Source organism: Streptomyces sp. NRRL F-5630 (assembly GCF_000719475.1).
GTDB lineage: Bacteria > Actinomycetota > Actinomycetes > Streptomycetales > Streptomycetaceae > Streptomyces.
Genome location: NZ_JOGO01000027.1, coordinates 56,540 through 74,431 on the forward strand (window position 1 = coordinate 56,540; position 17,892 = coordinate 74,431).

Annotated in this window: 19 protein-coding genes; 15 read left to right on the top strand and 4 right to left on the bottom strand. The window is 71.3% G+C overall.

Annotated elements, in window-relative coordinates:
* The first annotated feature begins 50 nt into the window (after positions 1–50).
* From IF99_RS0115130 to ccsB, 4 genes are read left to right on the top strand one after another with little or no spacing between them, the layout of a single operon-like run.
* A complete protein-coding gene (locus IF99_RS0115130; RefSeq protein WP_030997005.1) occupies positions 51–686 on the top strand; it encodes a TlpA family protein disulfide reductase in 636 nt (211 codons plus the stop codon).
* Positions 686–1,480, top strand: coding sequence for a cytochrome c biogenesis CcdA family protein (locus IF99_RS0115135; RefSeq protein ID WP_030997006.1), 795 nt, complete (start codon positions 686–688; stop codon positions 1,478–1,480). The genes IF99_RS0115130 and IF99_RS0115135 overlap by 1 nt, the downstream gene beginning before the upstream one ends.
* 14 nt (positions 1,481–1,494) lie before the next feature.
* Positions 1,495–3,489 (top strand): cytochrome c biogenesis protein ResB, encoded by a 1,995-nt coding sequence (locus IF99_RS0115140; protein ID WP_030997007.1) that lies wholly within the window; start codon positions 1,495–1,497, stop codon positions 3,487–3,489.
* Positions 3,486–4,565 carry a c-type cytochrome biogenesis protein CcsB gene (gene ccsB / locus IF99_RS0115145; RefSeq protein WP_030997008.1) on the top strand — a complete coding sequence of 360 codons (1,080 nt, stop codon included), beginning with the start codon at positions 3,486–3,488 and terminating at the stop codon, positions 4,563–4,565. Before IF99_RS0115140 ends, ccsB begins: the two co-directional genes overlap by 4 nt.
* 285 nt (positions 4,566–4,850) lie before the next feature.
* Here ccsB and IF99_RS0115150 read toward each other — a convergent pair whose 3' ends face one another.
* Positions 4,851–5,660, bottom strand: coding sequence for a class I SAM-dependent methyltransferase (locus tag IF99_RS0115150; protein ID WP_030997009.1), 810 nt, complete (start codon positions 5,658–5,660; stop codon positions 4,851–4,853).
* Between the two features lie 114 nt (positions 5,661–5,774).
* On the opposite strand from IF99_RS0115150, the gene IF99_RS0115155 reads away from it, so the two are divergent.
* Together IF99_RS0115155 and IF99_RS0115160 are read left to right on the top strand one after the other, a co-directional pair.
* The gene (locus tag IF99_RS0115155) at positions 5,775–6,497 is read left to right on the top strand and encodes a GntR family transcriptional regulator (protein WP_030997010.1); all 723 of its coding nucleotides are present in this window, start codon (positions 5,775–5,777) and stop codon (positions 6,495–6,497) included.
* Positions 6,498–6,546: 49 nt separating this feature from the next.
* Complete coding sequence (locus tag IF99_RS0115160) at positions 6,547–6,888, top strand: hypothetical protein (RefSeq protein WP_030997011.1); 342 nt, start codon at positions 6,547–6,549, stop codon at positions 6,886–6,888.
* 22 nt (positions 6,889–6,910) lie between these two features.
* Here IF99_RS0115160 and IF99_RS0115165 read toward each other — a convergent pair whose 3' ends face one another.
* Together IF99_RS0115165 and IF99_RS0115170 are read right to left on the bottom strand one after the other, a co-directional pair.
* Positions 6,911–7,366: a nucleoside deaminase gene (locus tag IF99_RS0115165; RefSeq protein ID WP_030997012.1), complete on the bottom strand. Its 456-nt coding sequence runs from the start codon at positions 7,364–7,366 to the stop codon at positions 6,911–6,913.
* A 169-nt stretch (positions 7,367–7,535) separates the two neighbouring features.
* Positions 7,536–8,117 carry a PLD nuclease N-terminal domain-containing protein gene (locus IF99_RS0115170; protein WP_030997013.1) on the bottom strand — a complete coding sequence of 194 codons (582 nt, stop codon included), beginning with the start codon at positions 8,115–8,117 and terminating at the stop codon, positions 7,536–7,538.
* Between the two features lie 115 nt (positions 8,118–8,232).
* Between IF99_RS0115170 and IF99_RS0115175 the strand changes: the two genes are divergently transcribed.
* Both IF99_RS0115175 and mqnP read left to right on the top strand, forming a co-directional pair.
* Positions 8,233–9,684, top strand: coding sequence for a menaquinone biosynthesis decarboxylase (locus IF99_RS0115175; protein ID WP_030997014.1), 1,452 nt, complete (start codon positions 8,233–8,235; stop codon positions 9,682–9,684).
* Positions 9,681–10,607: a menaquinone biosynthesis prenyltransferase MqnP gene (gene mqnP / locus IF99_RS0115180; protein WP_030997015.1), complete on the top strand. Its 927-nt coding sequence runs from the start codon at positions 9,681–9,683 to the stop codon at positions 10,605–10,607. Before IF99_RS0115175 ends, mqnP begins: the two co-directional genes overlap by 4 nt.
* 21 nt (positions 10,608–10,628) lie before the next feature.
* Here mqnP and IF99_RS0115185 read toward each other — a convergent pair whose 3' ends face one another.
* The gene (locus IF99_RS0115185) at positions 10,629–11,228 is read right to left on the bottom strand and encodes a rhomboid family intramembrane serine protease (protein ID WP_030997016.1); all 600 of its coding nucleotides are present in this window, start codon (positions 11,226–11,228) and stop codon (positions 10,629–10,631) included.
* 160 nt (positions 11,229–11,388) lie between these two features.
* On the opposite strand from IF99_RS0115185, the gene IF99_RS0115190 reads away from it, so the two are divergent.
* From IF99_RS0115190 to IF99_RS0115220, 7 genes are all read left to right on the top strand, one after another.
* The gene (locus tag IF99_RS0115190; RefSeq protein WP_030997017.1) at positions 11,389–12,099 is read left to right on the top strand and encodes a UbiX family flavin prenyltransferase; all 711 of its coding nucleotides are present in this window, start codon (positions 11,389–11,391) and stop codon (positions 12,097–12,099) included.
* A gap of 157 nt (positions 12,100–12,256) precedes the next feature.
* Entirely contained in the window at positions 12,257–12,712 is a 456-nt protein-coding gene (locus IF99_RS0115195; RefSeq protein WP_030997018.1) for an Lrp/AsnC family transcriptional regulator, read from the top strand.
* 76 nt (positions 12,713–12,788) lie between these two features.
* Entirely contained in the window at positions 12,789–13,955 is a 1,167-nt protein-coding gene (gene mqnE, locus IF99_RS0115200) for an aminofutalosine synthase MqnE (RefSeq protein WP_030997019.1), read from the top strand.
* Between the two features lie 181 nt (positions 13,956–14,136).
* Positions 14,137–14,661 carry a GNAT family N-acetyltransferase gene (locus IF99_RS0115205; RefSeq protein ID WP_030997020.1) on the top strand — a complete coding sequence of 175 codons (525 nt, stop codon included), beginning with the start codon at positions 14,137–14,139 and terminating at the stop codon, positions 14,659–14,661.
* A gap of 109 nt (positions 14,662–14,770) precedes the next feature.
* Entirely contained in the window at positions 14,771–15,103 is a 333-nt protein-coding gene (locus IF99_RS0115210) for a DUF4229 domain-containing protein (protein WP_030997021.1), read from the top strand.
* Positions 15,104–15,622: 519 nt separating this feature from the next.
* Positions 15,623–16,987, top strand: a complete 1,365-nt coding sequence (locus tag IF99_RS0115215) for a dicarboxylate/amino acid:cation symporter (RefSeq protein WP_420705674.1) — start codon at positions 15,623–15,625, stop codon at positions 16,985–16,987.
* A 156-nt stretch (positions 16,988–17,143) separates the two neighbouring features.
* A complete protein-coding gene (locus tag IF99_RS0115220) occupies positions 17,144–17,791 on the top strand; it encodes a TetR/AcrR family transcriptional regulator (RefSeq protein WP_030997023.1) in 648 nt (215 codons plus the stop codon).
* The last annotated feature ends 101 nt before the right edge of the window (positions 17,792–17,892 follow it).

The following is a 17,892-nucleotide window of genomic DNA, read 5'->3' on the forward strand; positions in this document are numbered from 1 at the left end:
TCCGAGGGGGGTGTCGAAGATCCCGGGGGGCGACATGCGAAACTTTTCACATGAGTGCTCGTTCCGCCCGGGCCGACCAGGCCCCGCACCGTTCGTCCCGTCGCCGTTCGCGCACCCTCGCGACAGGCGCCGCCGGGGCAGCGGTCGCGGCGCTGCTCCTGTCGGCCTGCGGCTCCGGCAGCTCGGGCGGCTCCGGCGGTACGGGATTCGTCGCGGGCAAGGGCGGGATCGCGACGGTGAAGCAGGGGGACCGCGAGGACGCCCCCTCGCTCACCGGCACCTCCCTGGAGGGCAAGGCACTCGACCTCTCCGACTACGACGGCAAGATCGTCGTCGTCAACGTGTGGGGCTCCTGGTGCGCCCCGTGCCGCGAAGAGGCCCCGTACCTCGCCAAGGTCGCCAAGGAGACGAAGCCCCGGGGCGTCGAGTTCGTCGGCATCAACACGCGCGACCCCGACCGCAGCCCCGCGAAAGCCTTCGAGAAGCGCTTCGGCGTGGAGTACCCGAGCTTCTACGACCCGAGCGGGAAGCTGATGCTGCGTTTCCCTAAGGGCAGCCTCAACCCCCAGGCGATCCCCTCCACGCTCGTCATCGACCGCGAGGGCAAGATCGCGGCCCGCGCGCTGACGCCGCTCAACTACACGAAGATGCGGAAGATGATCGACCCCCTGCTCGCGGAGAAGTGATGAGCGCGGGTGCCCTTGACCCGGCGGGTCTGCACGCCCTGGCGGCGCTCGGGGACACGAACGAGACGGTGATGAGCGGGGCCCTGCTGCTCGCCGTCCCGGTCGCGGTCGTCGGCGGACTCGTCTCCTTCTTCTCGCCGTGCGTGCTGCCGCTCGTACCGGGCTACCTGTCGTACGTCACGGGGATCAGCGGCGTGGACATGGCCGAGAAGAAGCGCGGCCGGATGCTCGCGGGGGCCTCGCTCTTCGTGCTCGGGTTCAGCGCCGTGTTCGTCTCGACGGGCGCGCTCTTCGGCTACTTCGGGGAGAACCTCCAGGACCACAGGTCGCTCATCTCCCACCTGCTGGGCGTAGTGATGATCGTGCTGGGGCTCTTCTTCATGGGGCTCATGCCATGGGTCTCGCAACGCGAGTTCCGCTTCCACCTGCGCCCGACCGCCGGGCTCGTGAGCGCGCCGCTCCTCGGGGCGGCCTTCGGAGTGGGCTGGGCCCCCTGCGTGGGCCCCACGCTCACCTCGGCCATCGCGCTCTCGTACAACGAGGCCAGCGCGGGCCGCGGCGCTCTCATCACCTTCGCCTACTGCCTCGGCCTCGGCGTCCCCTTCGTCGTGGCCGCCCTCGTCTTCCGCAAGGCCCTCGGCGCCTTCTCCTGGGTCAAGCAGCACTATCACTGGGTGCTCCGGATCGGCGGCACGATGATGATCGTGACCGGTCTGCTCATGGTCACCGGCATCTGGGACTCCTGGATGCAGCACATGCAGACCTGGGTCTCGAACTTCCAGACAGGGATCTGAGGAGACCTGAACCCATGAGCACCACCTCGCACGACACCGACCCGCAGGCTCCCGCGCCCCCCGAGAGCGACCTCGACGCCGCCGGTGCCCAGCTCTCCACCGCCCCCGTCGAGCAGGCCGTTCCCGGCTCCTTCGGCGGGATGCGCAAGCCCGGCCCGCTGGGGTACCTGGCGTGGCTCGGCCGCGAGGTCACCGGGTGGGTGCGCTGGATGTGGCGCCAGCTCACCTCGATGCGCGTCGCGCTGATCCTGCTCTTCCTGCTCTCGCTCGGCGCCGTGCCCGGCTCGCTCATCCCGCAGCAGGGGACCGACGAGCTGAAGGTCGCCGAGTTCAGGCAGAACCACGACACGCTCGCGCAGGTCTACGAGAAGCTCGGCCTCTTCCACGTCTACAGCTCGGTGTGGTTCTCCGCGATCTACATCCTGCTCTTCGTCTCGCTCATCGGCTGCATCGTCCCGCGCACCTGGCAGTTCGTCGGCCAGCTCCGCGGCCGCCCGCCCCGCGCCCCGCGCCGCCTCGACCGGCTCCCCGCGTACGCGACCTGGCGCACGGAGGCGAGCCCGGAGCAGGTGCGGGACTGGGCGCGCGGCGCCCTGCGGCGGCGCCGCTTCCGTACGGACACGTACGCGGCGGAGAGCGGCGGCGCGGTCGTCACCGCCGAGAAGGGCTACCTGCGCGAGGCGGGGAACCTGGTCTTCCACGTCGCGCTGATCGTCATGCTCGTCGCCTTCGCGAGCGGCTCGCTCCTCAAGTACGAGGGCGGGAAGCTCATCGTCGAGGGCGACGGCTTCGCGAACACGAAGACGCAGTACGACGACTTCAAGAGCGGCAGCCTCTTCACCGACGACGACCTGGACAGGTTCAGCTTCACGCTGGACCGGTTCACGGGGACGTACGAGACGAGCGGCCCGCAGCGCGGCACGCCCCGCGTCTACCGCGCGGACGTCACGTACCAGAAGGGCGCGGACGGCGCGGAGCGGCACAAGGCGATCGAGCCGAACCACCCGCTCGTCGTGGACGGCACGAAGGTCTTCCTCAACGGGCACGGCTACGCGCCGCAGTTCACCGTGCGCGACGGCAAGGGCAAGGTCGTCTACCGGGGCGCGGTGCCGATGCTGCCGCAGGACGGCATGGGCACGGCGACCGGCGTCGTGAAGGTCGCGGACGGCTACACGAACGCGAAGGGGAAGCGGGAGCAGCTCGGCTTCGAGGCCCGGTTCCTGCCGACGATCGACCGGACGACGATGACGTCCTCGTTCCCCGGCCTCCAGTACCCGGTGCTCGCGCTCAACGCGTGGCACGGGGACCTCGGCATCGACGGCGGCGTCCCGCAGAACGTCTACCAGCTCGACACCGCGAAGATGAAGCAGTTCAAGACCGCGGACGGGAAGATCTTCGCCAAGCAGCTCATGCCCGGCGAGACGATGAAGCTCCCGAACGGCGCCGGCTCGGTGACGTTCGAGAAGGACGTCAAGGAGTGGGCGAGCTTCCAGATCTCGCACCAGCCGGGCGGCGGGCTCGCCCTCGGCGGCGCGATCGCGGCGATCCTCGGCCTCGCGGGCTCGCTCTTCATCCAGCGCCGCCGCGTGTGGGCGCGCGCCACGAGGGGCGCCGACGGCGTGACCGTCGTGGAGTTCGCGGGTCTGGGCCGCAGCGAGTCGGCGAAGGTGCCGGAGGAGCTGGCGGCGCTCGTGGACGCGGTGCACGCGAAGGCGCCGGGCGTGGCGGCCACGGAGCGGGACGAGCCCGCGCCGGACGCCGAGGTGCCGGGCGACGAACTCGCGCCGGACGCCGAGGTGGCGGGCGGCGAACCCGCGCCGGACGCCGAAACCGCTCCCGTACCCGGCCAGAAGAACCCGAAGGCCCCGAAGAGCCCGAAGGACCCGAAGGCCCCGAAGGACCCAGCACCGTCCCCCCGTACCCCCGCCGATCCCGCCCCATCGCACGCATCGCACAGTGACGAGACCGGTACCGATTCTCCCGCCGACGCCGAAGGGGCGCAGAAGTGAATCTCGCCGCCGGAACCAACGAGACCCTGGCGCACACCAGTAACGTCCTCATCTACTCGGCCATGGCCGTCTACCTGCTCGCGTTCTTCGCGAGCATCCTGGAGTGGATCTTCGGCAGTCGCAGCAAGGTCGGCAGGACCGCGCAGGCGGTGGGCACCACGCGCACGGAGGCAGCGGCGCCCGCGGTCGCGGTCCGCAAGGGCGGCAGCACGGCCGTCCTGGAACGCCCGGAGGTCGTCACGCGCGCCGCTTCCGGCAGCCGTGACGTGCCGGACGGGCCCGGCGCGGCGGGCGGCAGCGAGAAGGGCGACATCTGGGGCCGCATCTCGGTCTCGTTCATCGTGCTCGCCTTCCTCATCCACGCGGGCGGCGTCCTCTCCCGGGCGCTCTCGGTGCGGCGCGCGCCGTGGGGCAACATGTACGAGTTCTCGATCACCTTCTCGGCCGTGGCCGTGGCGGTGTTCCTCGGGCTCATGCTCGCGAAGAAGAACGTGCGCTGGCTGACGCTGCCGCTGACCCTCACGGTGCTGCTCGACCTGGGCCTCGCGACGACGGTGCTCTACACGGCGAGCGACCAGCTCGTGCCCGCGCTGCACTCGTACTGGCTGTGGATCCACGTCTCGACGGCGATCTTCTGCGGCGCCGCGTTCTACGTCGCCGCAGTCGCGACGATCCTCTACCTCTTCCGCGACCACTACGAGGCGAAGATCGCGGCGGGCGGCACGCCCGGCAAGTTCGCGCAGTCGGTCCTGTCGCGGCTGCCCGCCGCGGCCTCGCTCGACAAGTTCTCGTACCGCATCAACGCGGCGATCTTCCCGCTGTGGACCTTCACGATCATCGCGGGCGCCATCTGGGCGGGCGACGCGTGGGGCCGCTACTGGGGCTGGGACCCGAAGGAGACCTGGTCCTTCATCACCTGGGTCGCCTACGCGATGTACCTGCACGCGCGCGCGACGGCGGGCTGGAAGGGCCGCAAGGCCGCCTACCTGGCGCTGCTCGCCTTCGCCTGCTGGCTCTTCAACTACTACGGGGTCAACATCTTCGTGACGGGCAAGCACTCGTACGCGGGGGTGTGAGCCCCCTTCCCGTCCGCCCGCCGCCGGTACGAGGTATACGGCGGCGGGCGGAACGGGGACGCTTCGGCGGCGCGGCGGGCGGCCAGGCTCCTGGCGCGGCACCGCTGCGTCGAGGAGCCCGGCCGCGTCGGCTTCGGTGGCCTCCCCACCTCGTGCCGGGTCTCTTTCCACCGCGCGAAGCCCGGACCCCCGAGGGGCAGCCGTGGTCCAGATGGAACCGCTCAACCGACCGGGCCGTCGTGCTTGCGGTTCGGGTCGAGTGCCCCGGTCGTCCTGCAAGGCAGCTCAGGGGCGGGTACCCCAGGCGAGCAGATGCGATCCGCCCGCGGTGAGGGCCGGGTAACCATCGGCCATACGGGCGGCGGCGAGGACGGAAGCGAAGAGCGGCGACCTGGTCACGGACTCCCCTGTGTGCCGCTCGACGGCCTTGAGCATCCCCCAGGCGGGCCCTTCGACCCCGCGCACCTCGACACCCGCGAACCCGGCGGCGGCCACCTCCTCCGCGAGCCCGGCCGCCGTGTGGAAGTAAGCCTCCGTGAACCCGCCCCGCCCGTCGTGCACCCCGGTCGCGAGAATGCGCCCCACGCTCTCCTGGAGCCGCGCTTGGTCGAGGTGTGCGAGCGCGGCGTGCTCGAAGAGCGAGGCGTACCGGTTGATCCCGGCGGCGGCGACGAGCCCCCCGGGCCGCACGACGCGGAACGCCTCGGCGAGTGCAAGGGCCCGGTCCTCGGCGCGGGGCAGATGGTAGAGCGGCCCGAGCAGGAGCACGGCGTCGTACGAGCCGTCTTCGGCGCTCAGCGCCCGAGCGTCTCCCACCCCGGCGGGGATACCGCCGGCGCGCGCCGCCTCGACGTGCCGCTCGACCGGATCGATGACGCGTACGTCATGCCCCTCCTCGCCGAGCCACCGCGCGTGGACCCCTGTTCCGCCCCCGACATCGAGCACTTTGGCGGAGGAGGGCAGCAACGGCCCCAGCAACTCCCGCGTCCGCAGCAGTTCCAGGGCGCCGTCCGCGGAGGAGGTGAGCCGCTGGGACTCGTCGATGGTGGAGGTGTAGAAGGTGAGGACGGCGGAGGAGACGGCGGGAACGGACATGTGGCTCTCCTGGCGGGGGTGGAGCTGCTCAGTGCCCAGGTGCCGGGCACTGCATAGTGGGTAGGCGCTAAGGTCAACCTAGCCAGTCAACCGGTCCACTCACCAGGAGGCGTCGTGCCGCTTCTCAAGTACGAGCAGATCGCCGAGTCGCTGCGGGCGCGGATCACCGAGGGGGAGTTCGGGCCCGGTGAGCTGCTGCCCTCGGGACGCGAGCTGGCGGAGGAGTGGGGCGTCTCGCGGGCGACTGTCGTGAAAGCGATGGACGTGCTGCGCAATGACGGTGTCGTCGTCGCTCGCCAGGGTTCCGGCTTCGCCGTCGTCGAGCGGCCACTCGCGCGACCGGCGGGGCGCAGGAGGCCGGACGGGACGCGGATCGCGAGCGCCGCCGCGTACCGCCTGCTCGGAAACCCGGTGCAAGAGGTGCCGCCCTCGCGCGTGGCCACGGCGCTCGACCTCACGGACGGCGAACACGCGCTCCGCCGCACCCGTCTCATGCTCCTCGACGACGGCAGCCCCGCATCGCTTGTGGATGCCTGGTTCCCGCCGTCCGTCTCGTCCCGCTGCCCGAGGCTCGTGGCCCCCGAACCGCTCGCCGAGGGCACGACCCGCTACGTGGCGCGTCGCACGGGGCGCGCACCCGCCGCGGGGACCGACCTGACCACGGCCCGTCTCGCCACGGAAGCCGAGGCGGAAGTCCTGGGACTGGAACTCCCCGCGGCTGTCGTCGTAGTGCTCCACAGTGCGCGGGACGAGGCGGGTGCGGCACTGGTGTGCGAAGTCGGTGTGACCCCGGCCGAGTTGTGGGAGGACGAGGTGGACTACCCGATGGGGTCGTAATCTACGGAAGTGATTGACTGGACCGGTCCACCGGTTCAGTCTGGGCGGTATGACTGACGCGGAAAACATCCGGCAGCCGTACCCCCGTCTGCTGCCCTGGACCGGAACCGACGGCAAGGACTGCTGGCTGAGCAGCGACGGACACGGACGCGTGGCACGAGTGGCCGACCAGGTGGAATCGATGCTCCTCGGCATGGGAGCCGAAGTGCTCTCGTACGCGCGGCCCTTGCTGGAGGACCCAGCGACCGAAGAGACCGAACTTCGCTTCGCGGGCCGGCGCCTCTCCGAGTGTCTGACCGACGCGCTGCGCGTGGCGCGGAGCAGGGGGTTGCGGCTCGGGGCGGATGGCCCTGATGAGCCGCGTCACGACCCGGATTGGCTCCTGCCGTGACCCGCCGTCGACTGAGCGCGCCTCACTCCTCGCCGATGTCCTCGTTCCACAGCTCCGGGTACGTCTCGATGAACTCCGCCATCAGCGCGACGCACTCCGGGTCCGTCAGGCGGATGATCTCGACGCCCTGTTCCTCCAGCCAGTCCTCGCCGCCCTTGAACGTCGTGGACTCGCCGATCACCACGCGCGTGATGCCGAACTGCTTGATCAGGCCCGAGCAGTACCAGCACGGCGAGAGGGTCGTGACCATCGTCGTGCCGCGGTACGTGCGCCGGCGGCCCGCCTTGCGGAAGGCGTCCGTCTCGCCGTGCGAGGACGGGTCGGCGTCCTGGACGCGGCGGTTGTGGCCGCGGCCGAGGAGGGTGCCGTCGGCGCCGTAGAGGGCCGCGCCGATCGGGACGCCGCCCTCGGAGAGACCCTGGCGGGCCTCCTCGATCGCGGGGCGCAGCCACTCCCGGGCCTGTTCGGTGGTGAGCATCAGGACTCCTTCGGGGTTCGGGCCGACAGCGCGTGGAGCAGGGCGCTCACCGCGAAGCCGGCCGGGCAGGTGCGGGCGCCGAGGTCCGGCCGGTGCGAGGCGGCGGGCCCACGGCTGTCTCCCGGTGGGCGGGCCGGGACCGCGAGCGGGCCGCGTCGGGCCGCGTGCCTCAGCCCTTGCCGCTCTCCGGCTCCTTGCCGTCGTCCGCGTCCCGCCGCTTCAGCTCGTCCTCCCTGCGGCGGAGGTCCTCCTCCCAGGCGCGGAGGCGCGCCGCGTCGTCCTCGCTCCCGGCGGGGGCGGGGATGTCGGCCCCGGCGGTCCCGGGAGCGGGGGAGAACGGTCGGTCTCCCTCGCGCTCGCTCTCACCGCTCGGCCCGTCCTCCTCGCGGCTCGCGCGGTCCTCCTCGCGGCTCGCGCGGTCGTCCTCGCGGCTCGCGCGGTCGTCCTCGCGGGCCGGGCGCTCGTCCTCGCGGCTCGGCCGGTCGTCCTTGCGCAGGGAGTTCAGGAACTCCGGGTTGTCGTCGGGGGCGACCCATCCGCCGCGCCCGCCGCCCGCGCGCGCGGCCGCGTACCCCCGGTCCCGGCCGATGATGAGCCAGCAGACCGGCCCGACGATCTGGAAGAGGAGGATGAGGATCGCCCACAGCGGCTTCGGGAGCCAGCGGACGTCCTCCTCGGCGGTCGTCACGCAGTCGATGAAGGCGAAGACGCACAGCGCCAGCGGCAGCAGGATCAGGAGCACCCGGAGCATGTCGCTCTCCTTCGCGGGTCGCGGCGGTCGTGCGAGGGGGAGGCTGTCCCCCGGCGTGAGCCCCGTCCGGGCCCCGTTACCGGCTCAGGTTAACGGGTGCCGGATACTGGTCGGCATGGCTTACGACGATCTCCGCTCGCTGCTGCGCGCACTGGAGCGCGACGGCGACCTCGCGCGCATCAAAGCCGAAGTCGACCCCCACCTGGAGGTCGGTGAGATCGTCGACCGGGTCAACAAGGCCGGCGGCCCCGCTCTCCTCTTCGAAAACGTCAAGGGCTCCTCGATGCCCCTGGCGATGAACGTCTACGGCACCGACCGCCGTCTCCTGAAGGCCCTCGGCCTGAAGTCGTACGAGGACATCTCCGGGATGATCGGCGGCCTCCTCAAGCCCGAGCTGCCGCACGGCTTCACGGGCGTGCGCGACGCCTTCGGCAAACTCGGCGCGATGGCGCACGTCCCGCCGCGCAAGGTGAAGGACGCGCCGGTGCAGGAGGTCGTGCTGCGCGGGGACGACGTGGATCTCGACGCGCTGCCCGCGCTCTTCACCTGGCCCGAGGACGGCGGTTCCTTCTTCAACCTGGGCCTCACCCACACGAAGGACCCCGAGTCCGGGGTGCGCAACCTCGGGCTCTACCGGCTCCAGCGCCACGACGCCCGCACGATCGGGATGCACTGGCAGATCCACAAGGACAGCCGCAACCACTACCAGGTCGCCGCGCGCCGGGGCGAACGGCTGCCGGTCGCGATCGCGTTCGGCTGCCCGCCCGCCGTGACGTACGCGGCGACCGCGCCGCTGCCCGGGGGCATGGACGAGTACCTGCTCGCCGGTTTCGTGCAGGGCAAGCGGGTCGACATGGTGGACTGCGTGAGCGTCCCGCTCCAGGTCCCGGCGCGCGCGGAGGTCGTGCTCGAAGGCTGGCTGGAGCCGGGCAAGACGCTGCCCGAGGGGCCGTTCGGCGACCACACCGGTTTCTACACGCCGCAGGAGCCCTTCCCCGCGCTCACGATCGACACGGTCACGATGCGCCGCCGCCCGCTGCTCCAGTCCGTCGTGGTCGGCCGCCCGCCGACCGAGGACGGGCCGCTCGGGCGCGCCACCGAGCGTTTCTTCCTGCCGCTCCTGAAGGTCATCGTGCCGGACATCGTGGACTACCACCTGCCGGAGGCGGGCGGATTCCACAACTGTGCGATCGTTTCCATCGACAAGAAGTACCCGAAGCACGCACAGAAGGTCATGCACGCGGTGTGGGGTGCCCACATGATGTCGCTGACCAAGCTCATCGTCGTGGTGGACTCCGACTGCGACGTCCACGACCTCCACGAGGTCGCCTGGCGTGCCCTCGGGAACACGGACTACGCCCGCGACCTCACCGTCGTCGAGGGCCCCGTCGACCACCTGGACCACGCCTCGTACCAGCAGTTCTGGGGCGGCAAGGCCGGTATCGACGCGACCCGCAAATGGCCCGAGGAGGGCTACACGCGTGACGGCGGCTGGCCGGAGATGATCACCTCTGATCCGGAGATCGCCGAGCGGGTCACGAAGCGCTGGAAGGAGTACGGGCTGTGAGCAGCGAGGCCACGGTGGGCGGGGGAGCGGCGGCACGACCCCCGCGGTCGCGTGGAGGCGTCTCGGCGTTCCTGCGGCTCGTCATGATCGAGCACTCGGTCTTCGCCCTGCCCTTCGCGTACATCGCGGCGCTCACCGCGATGTACCGGGTGGACGAGAACATCCACTGGGGCGATCTGCTCCTCGTGACCGTCGCGATGGTCGGGATGCGGACCTTCGCGATGGCGGCGAACCGGATCATCGACCGCGAGATCGACGCGCGCAACCCCCGGACGGCGGGCCGCGAACTCGTCACGGGCGCGGTGTCCGTCCGCTCCGCGTGGACCGGCGCGATCATCGCGCTCGTCTTCTACTTCGGCGCGGCGGCGCTGCTCAACCCGCTGTGCCTCGCGCTCTCGCCGCTCGCGGTGATCCCGATGGTCGTCTACCCCTACGGCAAGCGGTTCACGAACTTCCCGCACGCGATCCTCGGCCTCGCGCAGGCGATCGGGCCGATCGGCGCGTGGGTCGCGATCACGGGCGAGTGGTCGTGGCACGCGGTCGTGCTCGGGATCGCGGTCGGCGTGTGGATCGGCGGCTTCGACCTGATCTTCGCCTGCCAGGACGTCGCGGCCGACCGCGCCCACGGCGTGAAGTCGGTCCCGGCGCGCTTCGGCATCCCGGCCGCGCTGTGGGGCGCGCGCGCCTCGGCCCTCGTCACGACGGGCCTCCTCGTCTGGTTCGGCCTCCTCACCGGCGCGGGCGTCCTCTTCTGGGTCGGCCTCCTGATCGTGGCGGTCGCCTTCGTCTACGAGCACTCCCTCGTGCGCCCGCACGACCTGAGCCGCCTGAACCGCGCCTTCTTCTCGGTCAACGGCTTCATCGGGATCGCCCTCTTCGTGTGCGCGCTGGCGGACCTCGCGGTACGGGGACTGACGGTCTGAGAAGTGCTGCGCCCGACCGTGCTACTTCGCCGGGCGCGGGGTGCGGAAGGCGAAGGCGGCGAGGACGCCGCCGATGAGGCCGAAGAGGTGGGCCTGCCAGGAGACGCCGGACTGGTTGGGGAGGGCGCCCCACAGGATCGAGCCGTAGACGGCGGCGACGACAAGGCCCAGGACCACATCGACGACGCGGCGGTCGACGAAGCCCCGCACCAGCAGGTAGCCGAAGAGGCCGAAGACGACGCCCGAGGCGCCGGCCGTCACGGAGTGGGGCGGGGCGAGGAGCCAGACGCCCGCCCCGCTCACGATGATCACGACCGTCGAGACGGCGAGGAGGCGGCCCGCGCCCGAGAGCGCGGTGAGGAAGGCGAGCACGAAGAGCGGGACGCTGTTCGCCGCCAGGTGGTCGTAACCGAAGTGGAGGAAGGCGGCCGGGACCAGGTCCCGCAGCTCGGAGACATCGCGGGGGCTGATGCCGTACGTGTCGAGGACGTTCCCGTTCGCCTGGTCGTAGAACTCCAGGAGCCACAGGAGCGCGAGCCAGCCGCCCGCGAGCAGGGCCGCCGTCTTGAAGCGGGCCCCGCGAGCGGTGCCGGCGCGGGCCGGAGTGGTGCCTGCCGTCATGAAGTCCTCCCCCTGTCGACTGTCCGAACGCCCGAGCGCCGCTCCCGGTTCCACCGGTCCCGCCCCGGGCCGCTTCCGCCGGGCCGGGGGAGGCGACCCGGCCCCCGCCCGGCCGCCACCCGCATGAGGTCCCCCACCCCCACCCATTAGGCTCGACGCCGTGGAGCATGCCCAGCCCGACCATCCTGCCAACCCCTCCGCCACCCCGCGCCGCCCCTGGGTCGTCGGTGTCTCCGGTGCCTCCGGTACGCCCTACGCCGCCGCCGTGCTGCGCGCGCTGCTGGACGCGGGCGAGAGCGTGGACCTCGTCGTGAGCCGGGCCGCGCGGCTCACGCTGCTCGACGAGACCGGGATCTCCTTCCGCGACGCCCACTGGCGCGAGGACCTCGCCGCCTGGCTCGCGCGCGGCGCCGACGGCGAGCCCGGGGCCTTCCCCGTACCGCCGCTCGACGACGTGCGGCACTGGGCGGCGGGGGACCTCGGGGCCGGGCCGAGCTCGGGTTCGTACCCCGCGAAGGGGATGCTCGTCGTGCCCGCCTCGACCGCCAGCGCGGCGGGCATCGCGCTCGGGCTCTCCAAGGACCTGCTCCAGCGCACCGCGAGCGTCACCCTCAAGGAGCGCCGAACCCTCGTCGTCGCCCTGCGCGAGACCCCGCTCAGCCGCCCCACCCTGCGCCACCTCCTCGCCCTCGACGAGGCGGGCGCCGTCGTCCTGCCCGCCTCCCCCGCCTTCTACGCGGGCGCCACGCGCCTCCAGGACGCCGTGGACTTCGTGGCGGGCCGCGTGCTCGACGCCGCGGGTGTGGAGCACGGGCTCTACCGCAGGTGGCGCGGCGAACTGGGCGAGGCACGGGCCGTACGGGAGGGGTAAGGCGGCCCCACGGCGGCGGGCGCCGCGTGCCCGTACCGCCGTAAAAGCCTCAGTCGCGCCCCGCGCCACGCGCATTTCGCAGGAAACTTGCCGTAAGGGCCTTCGATTCTTTATGTATAAGCTCGCCGGGACGCGAATTATGAAAGGTATCGGGGATATGGACGCCGTGGACAGGAAGCTCATCCAAGCTCTGCGGGAGAACGGACGGGCCTCCTACGCCGAGCTCGGCCGGCTCGTGGGGCTCTCCGGGCCGAGCGTCACGGACCGCATCAACCGCCTGGAGGCGGCCGGTGTCATCACCGGCTACCGCGCCACCGTCGACTCCGCCGCGCTCGGCCTCGGCGTCGTCGCCCTCATCGGCATCTCCCTCAGCGACGCCGCCGACCACGAGGACGTCGCCCAGCGGCTGCGCGATCTGCACGAGATCGAGGACTGCTGGTTCATCGCCGGGGACGACTCGTACATGCTCAAGGTCCGCGCGGGCGATGTCGACGACCTGGAACGCACGATCCGCCGGCTCTCCGGCACGAAGGGCGTCTCGCGCACCCGCACCACCGTCGTGCTCTCCACGAAGTGGGAGAACCGGGTGGGGGAACTGCCCGAGGAGGAGTGAACGGGCGCCCGTGGGCGGCCGACGGGCGGGGGGTAGCGTGGCAGGGCACGGAACACGACATAAGGGAGGCGGCCGCATGGACGCGGGACTGAAGCGCGAGCTGGAGCAGAAGGTGCGCGCCGGTGAGCGGCTGACCCGCGAGGACGGCATCGCCCTGTACGCCTCGGACGACCTCGCCTGGCTCGGCGGCCTCGCCCACGAGGTGCGCACCGCCAAGAACGGCGACGTCACGCACTTCAACGTCAACCGCCACCTCAACATGACGAACGTGTGCACCGCCTCCTGCGCGTACTGCTCCTTCCAGCGCAAGCCGGGCGAGAAGGACGCGTACACGATGCGCATCGAGGAGGCGGTCCGGCTCGCCAAGGCGATGGAGGGCGACGGTCTCACCGAGCTGCACATCGTCAACGGCCTGCACCCGACGCTGCCCTGGCGCTACTACCCGCGTTCGCTGAGCGAGCTGAAGAAGGCGCTCCCGGCGAACGTCGCGCTCAAGGCGTTCACCGCGACCGAGATCCACCACTTCGAGACCATCTCCGGGCTGCCCGCCTCCGAGATCCTCGACGAACTGATCGACGCCGGGCTCGAATCGCTCACCGGTGGCGGCGCCGAGATCTTCGACTGGGAGGTCCGGCAGCACATCGTGGACCACCGCACCCACTGGGAGGACTGGTCCCGCATCCACCGGCTCGCGCACGAGAAGGGGCTCAAGACCCCCGCGACGATGCTCTACGGGCACATCGAGGAGCCCCGGCACCGCGTCGACCACGTGCTGCGGCTGCGTGAACTCCAGGACGAGACCGGCGGTTTCCAGGTCTTCATCCCGCTGCGCTACCAGCACGACTTCGTCGACATGAAGGACGGCAAGGTACGCAACCGGCTCCAGGCCCGCACGACGATGGCCTCCGGCGCCGAGGCCCTCAAGACCTTCGCCGTCTCGCGCCTCCTCTTCGACAACGTCCCGCACGTCAAGGTCTTCTGGGTCATGCACGGCCTCCAGACCGCCCAGCTCGCCCTCCAGTTCGGCGCCGACGACATGGACGGCTCCGTCGTCGAGTACAAGATCACGCACGACGCGGACGATTTCGGGACGCCGAACAAGCTGACCCGCGAGGACCTGCTCGACCTGATCCGCGACGCGGGGTTCCGGCCGGTGGAGCGGAACACGCGGTACGAGATCCTCAGGGAGTACGAGGGGCCGGAGCGGGGGCGGCGGGACGCGCCGCAGGCCATGCGGGTCTGAGGGGCGGGAGGGGCCGGGGCTCCGCCCCGGGCCCCTGTGCGGGGCGCTGCCCCGCGGCCCCGGTTCGGGGCTCTGCCCCGGGCCCCGCTCCTCAAGCGCCGGAGGGGCTGGGATGTGGCGGGGGCGGTGATGGGGGTGGCGGAGGTGTGGGGGAGGCAGCGGTAAGGGATAGCATCGGGGTATGTCCCTTACCTTTCGCCTCGATCCCGCTGTCGATTTCAAGCTTCGCGACGAGATCCTCGGTCTGTGGGCCAAGGTCACCAATGCCGGGGGGTCCGTCGGGTTCGTGCCGCCCGTCACTCCGGAGGAGATCCGGCCGCAGCTCGTGAAGCACCTCGTGACCATGACCGAGGGGGGCAGCCGGCTGCTCGTCGGCACGGACGAGGACGGGGTCGTACGGGCCACGGCCTTCCTCGCGCTCAACTCCCACCGCCTCATGCGGCACTGGCTGTGGCTGTACACCGTCATGGTCGACCCCGACCTCCAGGGCCGGGGCGAAGGGCGGGCGCTCATGGCGGCCGCCGCCGACGCCGCTCGCTCGCTCGGCGGGATCGAGGCCATCCGGCTCACGTGCCGGGGCGGCCAGGGGCTCGAGAGCTTCTACGAGCGCTGCGGGTACAAGGAGGTCGGGCGGATTCCGGACGGCATCCGTGTCGCCCCGGGCGACGACCGGGACGACGTCTTCATGCTCCTGCGGCTGACCTGAGCGGACGGGCGCGCCACCACCCCCTTGACCGCCGCGGCGGCCCCGCGTGCTTCACTGGGGGATGCCCGACCCCGCAATGGGCTCATTCGCGACGGAAGAGTGAAGTGACATGCTCCGTTACACCCTGATGCGTTTCGGCGTCTTCGCCGGCTGCTTCGTGGTCGTCTGGGCCCTGGTGTTCAGCGGTGTCCTGCCGAAGGGGCTCGGCGACTCCAACTACCTGTGGGTCATCCTCCTCGCGCTCGTCGTCTCCGCGCCGCTCAGCTTCGTCCTGCTGCGCGGGGTGCGCGACGACGCCTCGCGCAAGATCGTCGAGCGCGTCGACCGGGCCAAGGCGAACCTCCAGGCGAGCCGGGAGTCGGAGGACGCCGCCGACGACGCGGCGCGCGCGTCCAGCGGCTCCGCCGGTGGCCCGGCGAGCGGCGAGACCCGCACCGCCTGACGCGAACGCCGCGAAAGCCCTGAAGGGGCGGCGCGGCTCGACGGCCCTCCAGCCGCTGTGACGCGAATCACCCGTACCCCTGGAACCGCTTCACGCCAACGGATGTGGCGCCCACCTGACGCCCGCTCAACTGCCCTGCGCCCTCGCCGTGTCCCCCCGGGATGCGGCGATTTCGCATGTCGGCGCCCGTGCGCGCCCGTCCCTCCGCGCCCGCGCGTTCCCGTCCCCGTACCCCCGTGAACGCGCCGTTCTCCCGCCTTACCCCAAAGAAAGGCTTTGATTGCCTCAAAGCGCTGGTGTTAACGTGCTGGACATGACTCGCGCGACGACACCCCGCCACCCCAGGAGCAGCCTGCTGCTCGTGGCGCGGCTGCATGTCGATCTCTGTCGCCGGGTCAGCGCGGCCTGTCGGCGCGGCTGAGCGACGCCGTGCGCACGCGCGGCTGAGCACCTCCCCCCGTACCGTCCCCGTCCCACCTTTCACCCACGCCTCACCGGAGTGTGTCCGTGTCCGCGAACATACCTTCGGGTGATCGGTCTGCCGCCGCGCAGAGCGACCGCCCGCAGTCCGCTCGCCCCCGTCTTCCCAAGATCCCGTTCTGGGCGCAGATCCTCGGCGGTCTCGTCCTCGGAGCCCTGCTCGGCTGGCTCGCCCGGGGCCAGGACATCTCCTGGCTGGGCACCACGCTGGAGAAGATCGGCGGGATCTTCGTCCAGCTCCTGAAGCTCGCGGTCGCGCCGCTCGTCTTCTTCGCGATCCTGGTGTCGATCACCAACCTGCGCAAGGTCAACAACGCGGCCCGACTGGCCGTGCGCACCCTGCTGTGGTTCATGATCACCTCGCTCATCGCCGTGGCGATCGGCCTTGTCATCGGCCTCGTGACGAACCCGGGCTCCGGTACGGGTCTCACTCCGGCCGACGGCGAGAAGCCGCAGCACACCGGCTCGTGGATCGACTTCCTCACCGGGATCGTCCCGACCGACATCATCACGCCGTTCTCGGACCTCCAGGTCCTCCAGATCGTCTTCATGGCGGTCGTCGTCGGCGTCGCGATCCTCAAGATCGGCGAGAGGGCGCAGCCCATCCTCACGCTCAGCGAGTCGGTCCTCGAACTGCTCCAGAAGGCGCTGTGGTGGGTCATCCGCCTCGCGCCGCTCGGCACGGTCGGCCTCATCGGCAACGCGATCAACTCGTACGGCTGGGACCTCATCAGCAAGTACGCGACCTTCACCGCCGATGTCTACGTGGGCTGCGCGCTCGTCCTCTTCGGCGTCTACCCGCTGCTCCTGGCGACCGTCGCGAAGGTCAACCCGCTCCAGTTCTTCAAGGGTGCCTGGCCCGCGATCCAGCTCGCCTTCGTCTCGCGCTCCTCGGTCGGCACGATGCCCGTGACGCAGCGCGTCACCGAGCGGCTCGGCGTCCCGAAGGAGTACACGAGCTTCGCGGTGCCCTTCGGCGCGACGACGAAGATGGACGGCTGCGCCGCCATCTACCCGTCGATCGCCGCGATCTTCGTCGCGCAGATCTTCGACATCCACCTCGGTGTCGGCGACTACCTGCTCATCGCCTTCGTCTCGGTCATCGGCTCCGCCGCGACCGCCGGGCTCACGGGCGCGACGGTCATGCTGACGCTGACCCTCTCCACCCTCGGCCTCCCGATGGAGGGCGTCGGCCTCCTCCTCGCGATCGACCCGATCCTCGACATGATGCGCACCGCGACCAACGTCGCCGGGCAGTCCGTCGTGCCGATCATCGTCGCCTCGCGCGAGAAGATCCTCGACCGCGTCGCCTACGACCACGCGCACGCCTCGCCCCTCGACGAGGAGCCCGTCGCCGCCCCGGCGGACCAGGCCGCCGAGGACAGGCAGCCTGTCGGGGCCTGACGACAGGACGGAAGCACGGGTACGGGACGGGGCCACGTTCGGCGAGAACGTGGCCCCGCCCCCGTACCCCGTCCGCGCCCTCTCCTCGCGGAGCCGGCACCCGCGTCGGCGCGCGTAGGCTTGGCCGGTGGACCGGGCGGGGGAAGTGACCGTGAAGTGAGCGGCAAGGCGCGGGTGCGGGCGCGGCGGATGCCGCGCGCCGAGCGCGAGCGGCAGATGCTCGACGCGGCGGTGCGGGTCATCGGACGGCGCGGGTACCAGGCCGCGTCGATGGACGAGATCGCCGAAGCCGCCGGGGTCTCCAAGCCGCTCGTGTACCTCTACCTCCACTCCAAGGAAGCGCTGTTCACCGCGTGCGTCGAGCGCGAGGCGCGCACGCTGATCGCGGCGATCAGCGAGGCGGTCAGCCAGCGGGACCCGGCGGACCGGCAGCTGTGGAGCGGGCTGCTCGCCTTCTTCCGGTACGCCGACGAACGGGCCGACGGCTGGCGCGTCCTGCACATCCAGTCCCGCACGCACGGCGAGCCCTTCGCCGGCCTCGCCGACACGATGCGCGCCCGCGTACTCGGCTTCGTGACCGCTCTCCTGACACGTGCGACGCGCGCCTCGGACGGGGCCGGGGGCCTCGGGGAGCACGAGCTCACCGGCCTCGCCCACGCCCTCGTCGGAGCCGCCGAGTCCCTGGCCACCCGCGCCGCCGACGACCCCGCCCTCACCCCCACAGCGTCGGCCCGCACGCTGATGGACTTCGCGTGGACGGGGCTCGGGGGGCTGATGGCGGGGGAGCGGTGGGGGGAGAGGTGAGGGAGCAGGCGCCGGAAGCTTCCGGTGGAGGCGGGGAGCTGTCTCTTATACACATCTCCCAGCCCACGAGACTAAGGCGAATCTCGTATGCCGTCTTCTGC